Source organism: Atopobium sp. (assembly GCF_034113385.1).
Lineage (GTDB): Bacteria > Actinomycetota > Coriobacteriia > Coriobacteriales > Atopobiaceae > Atopobium.
Genome location: NZ_JAXEXL010000002.1, coordinates 22420 through 35490 on the forward strand (window position 1 = coordinate 22420; position 13071 = coordinate 35490).

Annotated in this window: 13 protein-coding genes; 7 read left to right on the forward strand and 6 right to left on the reverse strand. The window is 46.2% G+C overall.

Translation table 11 applies throughout. The annotated features are described in order from the left end of the window. Window positions 1-2: 2 nt before the first annotated feature. From SPD80_RS00325 to SPD80_RS00340, 4 genes are all read left to right on the forward strand, one after another. Complete coding sequence (locus SPD80_RS00325; protein WP_320827914.1) at window positions 3-1742, forward strand: ABC transporter ATP-binding protein; 1740 nt, start codon at window positions 3-5, stop codon at window positions 1740-1742. Between the two features lie 137 nt (window positions 1743-1879). Beyond that, on the forward strand, window positions 1880-2572 hold the full coding sequence (locus tag SPD80_RS00330) for a helix-turn-helix domain-containing protein (protein ID WP_320827916.1): 693 nt from the start codon (window positions 1880-1882) through the stop codon (window positions 2570-2572). Window positions 2573-2599: 27 nt separating this feature from the next. Next, window positions 2600-2950: an arsenate reductase family protein gene (locus SPD80_RS00335; protein WP_320606119.1), complete on the forward strand. Its 351-nt coding sequence runs from the start codon at window positions 2600-2602 to the stop codon at window positions 2948-2950. Window positions 2951-2997: 47 nt separating this feature from the next. After that, complete coding sequence (locus tag SPD80_RS00340; protein WP_320606118.1) at window positions 2998-3531, forward strand: hypothetical protein; 534 nt, start codon at window positions 2998-3000, stop codon at window positions 3529-3531. Between the two features lie 123 nt (window positions 3532-3654). Here SPD80_RS00340 and SPD80_RS00345 read toward each other — a convergent pair whose 3' ends face one another. The 4 genes from SPD80_RS00345 to SPD80_RS00360 all read right to left on the reverse strand — a co-directional run bounded on the left by SPD80_RS00345 (window position 3655) and on the right by SPD80_RS00360 (window position 8126). Then, window positions 3655-5592, reverse strand: a complete 1938-nt coding sequence (locus tag SPD80_RS00345) for a hypothetical protein (RefSeq protein ID WP_320606117.1) — start codon at window positions 5590-5592, stop codon at window positions 3655-3657. Window positions 5593-5678: 86 nt separating this feature from the next. Then, a complete protein-coding gene (locus SPD80_RS00350) occupies window positions 5679-6464 on the reverse strand; it encodes a metal ABC transporter permease (RefSeq protein ID WP_320606116.1) in 786 nt (261 codons plus the stop codon). Then, the gene (locus tag SPD80_RS00355; protein ID WP_320606115.1) at window positions 6464-7189 is read right to left on the reverse strand and encodes a metal ABC transporter ATP-binding protein; all 726 of its coding nucleotides are present in this window, start codon (window positions 7187-7189) and stop codon (window positions 6464-6466) included. The genes SPD80_RS00350 and SPD80_RS00355 overlap by 1 nt, the downstream gene beginning before the upstream one ends. Continuing rightward, a complete protein-coding gene (locus tag SPD80_RS00360; protein ID WP_320606114.1) occupies window positions 7182-8126 on the reverse strand; it encodes a metal ABC transporter solute-binding protein, Zn/Mn family in 945 nt (314 codons plus the stop codon). The genes SPD80_RS00355 and SPD80_RS00360 overlap by 8 nt, the downstream gene beginning before the upstream one ends. 209 nt (window positions 8127-8335) lie before the next feature. On the opposite strand from SPD80_RS00360, the gene SPD80_RS00365 reads away from it, so the two are divergent. Continuing rightward, complete coding sequence (locus tag SPD80_RS00365) at window positions 8336-9187, forward strand: AIM24 family protein (RefSeq protein ID WP_320606113.1); 852 nt, start codon at window positions 8336-8338, stop codon at window positions 9185-9187. Between the two features lie 79 nt (window positions 9188-9266). Here SPD80_RS00365 and SPD80_RS00370 read toward each other — a convergent pair whose 3' ends face one another. Then, window positions 9267-9842, reverse strand: a complete 576-nt coding sequence (locus SPD80_RS00370; RefSeq protein ID WP_320606112.1) for a helix-turn-helix transcriptional regulator — start codon at window positions 9840-9842, stop codon at window positions 9267-9269. A gap of 113 nt (window positions 9843-9955) precedes the next feature. Then, on the reverse strand, window positions 9956-10792 hold the full coding sequence (locus SPD80_RS00375) for a DeoR/GlpR family DNA-binding transcription regulator (RefSeq protein WP_320606111.1): 837 nt from the start codon (window positions 10790-10792) through the stop codon (window positions 9956-9958). A 426-nt stretch (window positions 10793-11218) separates the two neighbouring features. Here SPD80_RS00375 and SPD80_RS00380 point away from each other — a divergent pair, with 426 nt between their 5' ends. Then, window positions 11219-12070: a class II fructose-bisphosphate aldolase gene (locus SPD80_RS00380; RefSeq protein ID WP_320827920.1), complete on the forward strand. Its 852-nt coding sequence runs from the start codon at window positions 11219-11221 to the stop codon at window positions 12068-12070. Window positions 12071-12089: 19 nt separating this feature from the next. Further along, window positions 12090-13022, forward strand: coding sequence for a 1-phosphofructokinase family hexose kinase (locus tag SPD80_RS00385; RefSeq protein ID WP_320606109.1), 933 nt, complete (start codon window positions 12090-12092; stop codon window positions 13020-13022). The last annotated feature ends 49 nt before the right edge of the window (window positions 13023-13071 follow it).

Consider the following 13071-nt stretch of genomic DNA (forward strand, 5'->3'; position numbering starts at 1 on the left):
GCATGCTTTCAATCTTGTTTAAATACTTTACGTTTGGTCATACGCATCAACATCAGTTGCGCCTTGGTCTTCTCTTTACCTTTTTGCATTCGATGTTTGAATCGCTTCAAATGACAGCGCTTTGGATTGTCTTTACCGACCTCACGCAAAAGACAGTGGGTACGCACACCGCACTTAAGGCATTGGCTGTCATGTTGGTGTGTATTGCTGGATCATTTATTACTGCACACCTAGCAAGTCAGAACTTTTGTGCCGCAAACTTTGGTATGGCTGGGCAAAAACGAGCTATCGTGGGCGATCATATGCGCCACCTTCCCATGGGTTTCTTTAACGAGAAAAACCTCGGTAATATTACGGGTATTATGACTAACACACTGGATACCGTGCAGATTTTTGGCGGCATGTTATACCAGGTGGTATTAGGTGGCCTGACCTTTAGCGTCATGATTTGTATCATGATGTTTATTCTCGATTGGCACCTCGGCCTTCTTACGCTTCTTACCATTGGTTTATTCTGTGGCAGTATGGAATTGCTTCAGCGCTATGTTCGTGCTACGGCAGACCGTCATACCGCTGCACAAGAAAACATTGTGAGTGCCGTGCTGGAATATGTACAGGGTATAGGTGTTGTTCGTGCATTTTCTCTTCTGGACAGCGCGGAAGGTCGCTTGACTGAGGCTATTGCTACTTGCGAGCGGGAAAACGTTGCGTTTGAACTTGCCTGCATGCGTTTTGCCGTTTTGCAGACGGTTGTTTCTAAGGCGGCAAGCGTGGCCATGTGTCTGCTTTCTTGTCTGTTGTATCTACAAGGATCCATGCCAGGTGGCGTAGCGCTTACTATGATTGTTGGCTCATTTATGATGTTTAGCCGCCTGGAAATGTCTGGTGCCTACTCTAGTATTTTACGCACGCTTGAGGTGGCTATGTCGCGTGTTGATCAGACGCTGGCAACTCAGCCCATGGGAGATGGTGCTGGCAAAACTTTAGCTACATCATTGGATATTACTGCAGATCATGTGAGTTTTGGGTATGGGTCTACCCGTGTTATTGATGATGTAAGCTTTAGCATTCCTGCGGGTACTTCCTGTGCCATTGTAGGACCATCGGGCTCAGGTAAAACTACTATAGCGCGCCTTATCGAACGTTTTTGGGATGTAGATTCCGGAACAATTATGCTAGGTGATACCAATGTAAAAGACTATCAAGTCGATGCGCTTCTGAGCAATTTCTCTACCGTCTTCCAAGGCGTTTTTCTCTTTGATGATACTATCGAGAACAACATTAAGTTTGGTAGTCCTCACGCTACACATGAGCAGGTAGTGGATGCTGCGCGTCGAGCGTGCTGTGATGAGTTTATTCAGGCATTGCCTGAGGGTTACAACACGCGCTTAGGAGAGAATGGTGCTACGCTTTCTGGTGGTGAGCGCCAGCGTTTATCTATTGCCCGCGCCATTCTTAAAGATGCACCTATTGTGGTCTTGGATGAAGCAACTGCCAATGTAGACCCAGAAAATGAACTTGACCTCCAGCGTGCGGTGGCAGAGCTTACGCATTCAAAAACTGTCATTATGATTGCCCATCGTCTTAAGACGGTGACTCATGCTGACCAGATTCTTGTTATGGATCAGGGCAAAATCGTTCAAAGAGGCACTCATGCTCAGCTTATGGAGCAGGGTGGTTTGTACGCGGACTTCATACAGATTCGTAATCAAACTGTTGGCTGGAAACTTTCTAAAAAATAATTTCAGGAAGAATTGGTTTTTTTGCAGGTGCGTTTTTACTACGCACCTGCTCTCGTATAATTCCTGTATATATGAACGTGCTCTCATATGACGAATTGGGGTATACGTATGCGTAAGAGACCAAGGAGGGGATTGTTTTGTCACGCCAGCATGTAGCCAATACGGCTTCAAAGACTCCACTTACCACTAAGGGTGTTGCTTCGCGCGAGCACATAATTCAAACGGCATTGCGCGAGTTTTCTACCAATGGGTACGAGAAGTCTTCCATGCGTGCTATTGCCGCAAGCGCAGGACTAACTACCGGGGCAATTTACGGATATTTTCCTGGTAAAAAAGAGCTTTTTGATGCGATTGTTACTCCTGTTGCTACGAGCTTAATCTCGCACTATGAAGCTGCGTATAAGCAATTTACGGAGCTACCCAAAAAAGATCAGACGCTCGATACTATGTACAATCTTGAGCAAGTCTTTATTAAACAGTTTGCTCAGGTAATGTATGACAATCGTGACGCGCTTTTGCTTTTGATGGAAAGTCCCGAGGGGACGAGTTGGCAAAACTTTATTACCAAACTCGTTGACCTTGAGGATAAATCCACGTTAGCCCATCTCAATTCCAAGCGTAAGGCTGTGGCTAAGCAGTCTTCTTCTGCCGAGAATATCAATGCAGATGAGGTATCTCCTGCACTATCGCAGGTCTTTGCCATCTCGTACTTCAATGCTTTGTTTACGGTGTTTAGACTTGAGCCTGATTTCCAAAAGGGTCTTGCTTCTATGCACGTATTGGTAAAGTTTTTCCATTCTGGCTATGAAGCCGTTATGCCAAGGGACTAGGCAGTACAACAAGAAAGAGGATACGACATGCTCTTTTTGGAATATCCAAAATGCACTACCTGTAAGCGCGCAAAGAAGTGGCTCGATGAGCATCATATTGTTTACGAGGATAGGCATATTAAAGAGCAAAATCCTTGTGTAGCTGAGCTGAAGGAGTGGCACACAAAGAGTGGGCTACCTCTTAAAAAGTTTTTCAACACGAGTGGGCTTCTTTACAAGTCCCTAGGTCTTAAAGATAAGCTTCCAACTCTGTCTGAAGATGAGCAGTATGAGCTGTTGGCTTCCGATGGCATGTTGGTAAAAAGGCCCCTTATTGTTGATGGTGATACTGTTTTAGTGGGCTTTAAAGAAACAGAATGGACCGAGAATCTCCTCTAGTCTTTTACGTCATATATAATCAGGGCATGCCAACTGATTGAGGAGCTATGGATACTAAGGGCTTACCATATATAGATGAGGTGGACTGCAAAGCGCAGTCCACCAATATTGATGTAAGCCTTGATGCCCTGCTTGTGCAAGATAGGCATGATAATGCCTTTGCAGATGAAATTGATTTTCTTAAAGCACGTACTTTACTTATTGCGCGAGCACGCCAATTACAAGATCCACAAAGCATCCAGGCTCGTGCCCAGGCACAAGAAATAGAAGAGCTCTTACAGAGGCAACAAGCACAGCAACATAAAGCTCAGGTCACACCTGCTCACGTGCGGCATCAAGATACGGCTACGCATACGGGAAAGGTTTCTTTTACCAAGAATGTCCTGAAGCCTCTTTGTATGTATGTCTTGATGTGGTTTGCTCTTCTTATTGGTGGAACACTTGTGATTACTCTTTGGGAGTTGGACAACCTTTTTCTTGCTGGTGTGTTGGCGGGCATAGTGTTGTTTGCGCCGGTGTTTGCTTTGGCGGTACTTATCAGGTATGTAGCTCTTGTACGCGCACATCACACGTCAAAATAACTCACCACTTAGTCCTTTTGCTAAAACGCAGGTCTTACAATCAAACAAAAAACCGGCAGCCTCGAGTCGCTGAGGTTGCCGGTAAAACATACGGTTTCTTGTAAGAAAGCTTATTTTAAAAAGCTACTCTTCTGTGGTGGTTGCTTCTGTTTCTGTAGACGCTTTATCTACTGATTTCTCAGAGTTAGTCTTCTCGGTCTCAGGTTTTACAGACTCTACCTTAGGTTTTTCTGCTGCTGGTTTTTCAGACGTTTCTGACTTTTCAGGCGTAGGTGCTGTAGCCTCGGTTTTCTCGACCTTTTCGGTCTTTGGCTCCTCAGCCTTAGCTACTGGCTTAAACTGATACTTCTTGCCATGAACGATGACGGTGCCATCCATGTTGAACTGGACTTCCTCAAGAGTCGTATAGGGAAGATTAAGGAAAGCGTCTTCAAACTCATCGCGCGTCATGCCATAAATCTTGGACCATTTAGCAATAATTTCTTCTTGGCTCATGTTGCCATTGGGCTTGGTGGACTGAGCTTTCTCCACCTTTATGCGAGGCCACTTGTAAGAGGGGTCGTAAGAGAATGCTTCGTTGGAACCATCTTCGTAGTACACCACCCACATATTATTGGCTTCTGCAACGATGCGTGTTGCACGCTTGGTGTTGGCATCGGAATCTGTGGAGTCATCATCGTCATTGTGGTCATGGTCGTGCGGGTCTGTATTAGGGTTCTTTTCTATATCAGAATCAGAACCCCAGCCATTCTCACCCTTAGGACGTGCTTCGGGGTGCTCAATAAGGTACTTAATGGTGGCTACAACGTCACGTGCGGAAGCGTTACCAAAAGACTTGGCAAAGTGGCTGTCCTTGCAGCACTGAATAATGGTCTGCAAGGTGACGTAGTGGTAGTGATCATAGTGGGGGATAACAAAAGCATCGCGGTCGCGGTCAAAGCGAACGGAGTGAACCAGGTTGCCATAGGTAATAGTCTTAACGTCTACGGCCAGCTTGGGTGCTACATCATCGTAAGAGAACTTCTCGCCATCCTTGAGGGGATCAAAGACGTGACCATGATTGGGGTCATACTCTTCAATCTTAATGTCTGGATACAGACCAGAAGGATCATCCCTGGTAATGGACTCAGTACCATCTGCATGACGCAGGTGCCAGTGGTCATCATGGTGCTCAATGCCAACAACACGCTTGGGATCATTGGGATCTTGCTGGATAGGGCCTTGAGGATGCTGCGGCTTGTCATGATTGCCGTGGTCACCGTGGTCACCCTGATACTCACCAATTACTATATGAGGAAACGCACTGGCGGGGTCATCTTTGGTGATGTACTCGGTGTTGTCGGCGGTGTAGCAATGCCAGTGATCGGCATGGCGCAAAATCTTGGTAATAGGTATACGACGGAGCTCATCAAGATTTACTACACGTACTATGTGTAGACCAGGATTGTTGGGAAGGCTACCACCCTGTTGAGAAGTGCCACCCTGATTGGTCTGATGACCAGCCTGGTGTGTGGTGCCGTGGCTCTTACCATGGCTGTGGTTGTGAGAATCACCATGGTTGCCCACATAGGTGCCCACAGCTGCGTTTGGATAGTAGGGGCGAGGGTCTTCGTAGCTTATGTACTCTGCGCCACCTGCAGTAATAATATGCCAATGGTTACCATGTTTTAGCAGGCGTACGACGGTGTTGGGGTCAATGCGCTTGAGTGAGTCACCACCTAGTACATGGGCGGTGTTCTTAAGGTTGGCAGCGCTACCTGCCTTGGTAGGATCGGAGTAGGTAATAATTTCGCGACCGTCTTTAGTAAAGACGTGCCAGTGGTCACCGTGCTTAATAATCTTTACGATTTCATCGGAGGATACGGCAGGTGCATCAATCAAAACCTGCGTTGTGTTATCTGCAGCATAACCACCTTGCTTTTGCGTAAAGGGGGTGGTTGTAACAGCGGCAGATGTATGGGTAGTTGCTTGCTGTTTGGGTTGATTTGCTAGCGTAAAGCCGCCAACACCCAAAGACACAACGAGCAAGCCAGCTACAACTGCTCCAGTCTTCTTAATCATGCAAACTCCTTTGTCTTCTCTGTAGAGGCCTTCGTGGTAGTGAACAGAGTGGTGTTACAAGAACTGTGGTACTTACTTCTTATTTCTTACTTACGTTTGAATGCGAGCGAGACAATCAAAATGCCTACCGAGAGCAGCACAATGACTGCACCGGGGCGGAGGTTGTAGTAATACGAGATACACAGGCCCGCATATACAGCGCCTATCGATAAGAGCATGGAAATGCCCAAAGTGCTTCGGTAGGTCTTGCTAAACTGCATGGCGCTGATGACCGGCACAACCAAAAGAGACGAAACGATTAGCGAACCAATAGTTTTAGCTGCGATGGAAATGGTGATGGCAACCAAAAAAGAAAATACAAAGCTCAAGAGCTTGGTGTTGATGCCGAGCAGCGGTGCAGACTGTATGTCAAATACGCTGAGATACAGGCGGTTGTACAGCAGCTTATAGGTAACAATAACTACTACTGCAACGGTAATTACCAGGTAAAACTCTAAGTCTCCAATGGTTACAATAGAACCAAACAAATACGAACTAATGGAGTTGCTATTGCCAGCAAGACTGGTAAAAATACCTGCTAAACCAATAGAGGCTGCCAGTACAATAACCGTGGAAATCTCCTGGTAAGACTTGAGTTTGGAACTGAGCACCTCAATGGAAAGACCAGCAACAATACAAGCAACAACCGACCCCAAGAGTGGATTAAAGCCAAAGCACAGACCAACGGCAACACCTGCCAAAGAGGCATGGGAGAGGGTGTCTCCCATCATGGACAGGCGCTTGAGCAAAATAGGCAAGCCAATGCACGGCAAAATGACAGCCAAAATAGTACCTACGACAAAGGCGCGCTGCATAAACTCGTACTCAAACATCAGCGCTCACCTTCGCTCATGGCCTGTGTGCTTGCAGTAGTGCGTGCGGTTGCAACCTGTTGCAGGTCTGCATGCCATTGAGTGTGTTCCAGCTCACAGCAGCAACCATCTTCCAGACACATGGTTTTATCGACAAACCCACGCGCTTCAGACAAATGATGTGTGATGATAACCACGGTTTTGCCTTGGTCACAGAGCTTGCGCAAAATCTGGTATAGCTCTGCAGAAAACTTTTTATCTATGCCCGAGGTGGGCTCATCCAGCAAGATGAGCTTGGCATCTTTGATGAGAGCAAGAAGCAACCCAACGCGCTGCAACTGACCACCAGAAAGCTGACTGAGCTTTTTGTGTATATGTGCTTCTAGACGGACTGTTGCAAGAAGTTCGTCCACGCGCACCTTCTTTTTGAGGTGCTTGAGGTGAACGCGGACGACCTCTTCAATAGTTGTAGGAAAATCCTTATATCCCAAAACGGAATATTGAGAGACATAGGCGATGTCATCGTAATGATTATTGATGGTGCGCTCATCACCAAACAGGCGGATTTCTCCAGCGCTGGGTTTAAGCTTGCCCAAAATCAGATTCATAAGCGTGGACTTGCCCGCGCCGTTTTCTCCAACAAGCGCCACAAACTGAGAGTGCTCTACGTGGAGCGTTACGCCCGTAAGTACAGGTTCATCCTCATAGGCAAAACACAGGTTTGTTATGTCTAAAACCTTATTCACTGAAGGATTTCACCAGCTCATTAAGGTTGTGTTCCATGAGCTTGAGGTAGCCCATTTGCTGCTCTTCTTCCGTTAAGCTTTCCATGGTGTACAAGGTTGCCGTCTTGGTGCCTGTGTTCTTTGCGAGAGTCTCTGCAACCTTAGGGGTAGCCTTGCCCTCAAAGAAGATGGTGCTAATCTTGTGCTGTTTCACGAAGTCAGCAATGGTTGCAAGCTGTGCTGCAGAGGGCTCATCCTCGGGGGAGATGCCCGTGACAGCAACTTGCTTCAGGCCGTAGTCATGAGCAAGATAGTTAAAGGCAGCATGGGAAACTACAAAGTATTTCTCGGACTGAGACACCTTAGACAGGGTCTCTTCAAACTTTTTGTCAAGCTCCTTGAATTGTGCGGTAGCTTTCTCGAAGTTTTGCTTGTAATAGTCTGCGTTTTGAGGATCAATGGCAACGACCTTTTTATACAAAGTATCAAGCTCTACCAGGGCATTCTTAATGGATAGCCAGGTGTGAGGGTTAACGCTGGAGTGGTCGCCCGTAACAGCATCCTTGTTTTGCAGTAGGGTAAGACCTTGGGAAAGATCCAAGAACTTATCGTCATTTTTAGCGGATGTCTTGAGGTCATTGATAAAAGACTCCATGCCGGCACCATTGTATACAATGAGGTCCGCTTTGGTGATGCTTGCCATGTCAGCCGCTTGGAGCTCAAAGTCATGGGGCTCTTGGTTGCCCTTAATGATCATCTTGACATCCATCTTGTCGCCAACAATGCGCTTGGTAAGGTCGTACACAGGGAAGAACGTGGTATAGACCGTCTTTTTGGCGTCTGAGCTAGCTGCGGGCGTAGGTGCATTACTGTTGTTCTTGTTGCATGCGGACAGGGGCATGACAATCAGAACGGCCACAAAGGCAGCTAGAAGAAGTTTAGTAATACCTTTATGCACGGTACCTCCTTTGGTTTTCAACTGGTTTCTCAGTTTCTTGGGGCAATCTTTAATTTGAAATTGGAAACCAAATTAGCTTTTGCGTCTAATAAGTTAACATAAGTTAACTATTCTGCAATATCATTTATAAAACAGTTACAAATTTTTTGACTTACTGTACAATTAGCTGAGGCGCAGCATCTGTGTTTGCGCAGTTGAATGGAGGAACCATGGCATTTTTTGATGGCGTTACCGGTGGTGCTTCACCTAACTCTGGTGGAGCTTCGTCTTTTAGCGTTTCTCGTCTTGAGAACGATGAGCGCAGTGTGGTAGCCAAGCTTGGTCGCTTTAGTGTGCTTGAGTACATTCGTGACCGTTCGGTTGCACCAGATAACGTCGTAACCGAGTATTTTATGTCCAAGATGGATGTACGCCGTCGCCAGGTCATTATTGATTTGGATGGTTCCACGCCAGCTGTGTTGCAAGCAGGCGCTATGCAATGGACCGCTGGTAATATAGAGTGTCAAACCGGCATTAAGGGTGCGGGAGATTTCTTTGGCAAGGCTTTGCGCGGCGCTGTGACCAATGAGTCTGCTATTAAGCCTGAGTATGCTGGTGTGGGTAAGGTTGTTCTTGAGCCTACGTACAAATATATTATTCTGCAGGAAGTAAATAGCTGGCCTGGTGGCATGGTTATTGAAGATGGCATGTTCTTGGCTTGTGACGGCAGTGTGCAGCACTCCGTTGTAGCGCGTTCCAATTTTTCCTCTGCACTTGCGGGTGGCGAGGGGCTGTTTAACCTGTCACTTTCGGGTAGTGGCGTTGTAGCGCTAGAGTCCAATGTACCTATGAGCGAGCTCATAGAGATTGAGCTCAACAATGACACCCTTAAAATTGACGGCAACATGGCTGTTATGTGGTCTGCTGGTTTGCAATTTACCGTGGAACGTTCGAGCAAGAGCCTGCTTGGTTCTGCTATTAACCAAGAGGGCTTGGTTAATGTCTTCCGTGGTACGGGCAAAGTTTTGATGAGTCCTGTTGCTCCTACGAGTAGCTTGTTTGCTTCCACGCACGATGAATAGGCTATCGAGAAACTCTGCGTAGCTTGCAAAAACTAAGCTAGGAAGCTAAAACCACCCCGTATAGGGGTGGTTTTGTTTTTTACCTCAGAATGAAGTACAGTGCCATGTTGATTAGTGCGGTAATGATGGCCGTTACAAGTGCATACAGTATTTTTTGATAAGGTCTCTTTCCTTTTTCTTGTGCCTTCTCGAGCTCATTGAGATGTCTTCCTTCTGTAAAAGCTAAGATTTCACGATATGTTTGCATATCAAAGCGCTTCTTATATTTTTCAACGACATACGTAACGATAATCAAAACGAGCATCAGAACACCCCAGGTAATTCCTCCAAAAATTCCCAAATAATGAAGGAGCGGAAAGGGTGTAATTATAGCGAGGACGAATAATAGAATAAAAAGAGTTGATATATGACTATACTTTTTTTGATCGAGCTCATTGATGTGTTCTTTCATGGCAGTCAAGTCCCCTTTAATAAGTTGATCGAGTGATATACCGAAAATAGTGCATAGAAGCATTAAGCTATGAATATCTGGATAGCTTTTATCGTTTTCCCAATTGGAAATGGTTTGCCGGGAAACATATACTTTGTCGGCTAAATCATCCTGTGATAGTGACAAGGCATTTCTATAGTGCTTGATATTCTTTCCTACTTCCACAACGACCTCCTTTCGTCTATCACGTTATCTTGAGACTTGCGTTGTTTCTATCAAAAGGCTTTGACAAGCAAGGGATTATGACTGCCAAATTGCTAAATGCGTGTCAAAACTTTTTACCTTGGTACAACAATAAGCTGTGTAGTGCTGCCCTCCAGTGCTTCTGTAAGCAATGTCTTTGAGTCTGCTTCGCATACAACAAGATCCGCGTCGTTTAGGTTGGCAAACTTGATAAGACCCTGCGCTCCAAGTTTACTTGAGTCCATAAGAACGCAGGTTTTCTCGGCACAATGCATGAAAGCACGTTTCAGTTCTGCCATTTCTTGATTGTTGGTCGTAAGTCCATGCTGGGGTGCGTAAGCTGTGGGACATACAAATGCCATGTCGGGGTGGAGCGACTCAAGCATTTGCAAGGAGAGCCAGCCACTAGAGTAACGGTGACCTTTGCGTAATTTGCCACCTAAAACAATAACATCTATGGAGGGTATGGAACGATCTACCAAATCTGCAATCGTAAAGTCATTTGTAATAAGCGTAATACCTGTTTTCTCGGCTAATGCTTTTACAAATTCTACTGCCGTGGTGCCAGAATCTACCAAAATAGAAGTATTGTTGGGAACTAATTGAGATGCAGCTACAGCAAGAGCGCGCTTTCCTTCTGCGTTAAGGTTGACGCGCTGGTCTTGCAGAGAAACGGTAACGGTATGAGTAAGAGCAAGCGCGCCGCCATGGGTGCGGCGTAGACGACCATTTCTGCCTAAAGCATCTAAGTCAGTACGTATGGTTACGCGGGAAACACCAAATAGCTCTGCAAGCTGGTTTACCTGAACTGAGCCTTCACGGTTAAGTAGGCTCATGATGCGTGCACGGCGCGCTTCTACAAAGCCTGCAATTGCATCCTCAGATTGCGTGGCAGGGGTGGAGTCCATAACTGTGATGTTTTTGGTTGTCATAAGCATCTCCGAAGTTGCGTGATGCACATATGTGTGCAAAATGTGTGGGAACTGTGAAGCATCATCGCACATTAATGATAACAGTTTGACTTGTTTTTTCTTGCTTTTATTGCAATAGAAGGGTAATCAAAACAAAACATAAACAGAAAGCAAGATAAGCATCATAAAAAGGACTGCGTCTTATAGTTCTTGCAGATAAACAAAATAGCGACACAAAAAACATTACAGGCAACAGGCGCGTAGAATACACCTAACAAGACGTTGCTTTATGACTAAAGACAAGCTTTAAAAGCAAGTTTTTGTCGTAAAGCAAATTCTGCTTGGTTGCGTGATTTGAAGCTCATTTGTGAAGAGGTGCTTATCTGAGCGCCCTTTAAGTACCGGGTTGGCAAAACCAGCAGAAACAGAGGGAAAGGACATTTTGTAATGCTTGTAAGCACAAAAGAAATGTTGTTGGATGCGCAAACACATCACTATGCAGTTGGCGCTTTTAATGTAGAGAACCTCGAGTTTGTACTGGCCGTCATTCGTGCTGCTGAGGCTAAAAAGTCACCAGTAATTATGCAAACCACGCCTGGTACGCTTAAGTATGCGGGCTTGGATTATTTTGCTTCTATGGTTTGTACGGCTGCTCAAAATGCAAGCGTACCAGTAGCTTTGCATCTTGATCATGGTGATGGGTTTGATCGTTGCATGCAAGCAATCCGTGCAGGTTATACCTCCGTCATGATTGACGGTTCTCACGTTAGCTTTGAGGACAACATTGCGCTTACTGTTTCAGTGACTAAGGTTGCACAGGCAATCGGTTTACCAGTAGAGGCAGAGTTGGGCAAGGTTGGCGGTAAGGAGGATGACGGCCCTGCGGTAGAAGGAGAGAATCCCTATACAGATCCAGATGAGGCAGTGGAGTTTGTAGACCGTACCGCCTGTACGTCTTTGGCGGTCGGTGTAGGTACGGCTCATGGTGTTTACAAGGGCACTCCTCACATTGAACAAAGTGTTCTTAAGGAGATTCGTTCTCGCTTGGATATTCCTCTGGTTTTGCACGGAACCTCCGGCGTGCCAGATGATCAGGTAGCAGAAGCTATTCAAAATGGTATCTGCAAGGTTAATTATGCAACGGAGCTACGTCAGGCATTCATGGCTGGCTTTATGGAATATATGGCTGCTCATCCAGATTGTTTTGATCCCAAGAAGCCTGCAACGCTTGGCATGGCAAACATTCAAAAGGTTGTTGAAGACCATATGGACAACCTTGGTTCTACTAATCGCGCATAAGCAGCATGGGGAGTAGGTAATGATTTACACCCTTACAACCAATCCTGCAGTAGACATGAACATTACCAGCGATGATTTGAGCCCTGATAAGGTCAATCGCACGCGCGATGCCGTGTATACGCCTAATGGCAAAGGCCTGAACGTGTCTTTTACGCTGGCGCACTATGGCGTGAAATCCCACATTTTGGGATTTTTTGGAGGCTTTACCGGCAACTATATTGTGGAAGGCGCTTCCAAGATTTGTCCTGTCAAACCCATTTGGATTGACGGCATTACGCGTCTTAATGTATTCCTTACCGTAGGCGATAAGGAATACAAGCAGGTAAATGCTGGTGCACCAGTAAGTCGTGAGGCACAGCTACAGATGCTTGATCTTATCGATAGTTTGGAAGATTTGGACTGTCTTGTTATTTCTGGCAGTCTGTCTCCTCAGATGGATCCCGGCTATTACGACGAGCTTATTGATGTGGTTCAGGCTAAGGGTGCGCAGTTTGTGTTGGATATTTCTCATCCGTGCTTGGCCCATTTACTAGAGCGTAATCCGCTGCTCATTAAACCCAATGATGAAGAAGTGGCTGATATTTTTGGCGTGGATGTGCATTCCGAGCAGGATAGTATTGCGGCATTGCAGATGCTGCATGAGCGTGGCGCGCAAAACATTTTGCTCACGCTCGGCGGCAACGGTGCGTATTTTTACGATGGGCAGCAGGTGTATCACGCTACCGCTGCCAAGGTTTCTGTGCTTTCTACGGCTTGTGCGGGTGATGCAACTCTTGCAAGTTTCTTATCAGTTTGGATGGAAAACCGTAGTAAGGTTAAGAGCGCTTTATCCCGTGCTATGGCAACGGGTGCTAATGTTGCCATGAGTGCAGGTTTGGGAGACTTTGCTTTGGTGGACAAGTTGTCCGCCTGCATTGAGGTTTCACAGATAAAGCAGGGTAATCGCGCGTAAGCGCAAGGGGGATGTGCTAAAAGGCACACAAGAAGGGAGGGGGTTGCAC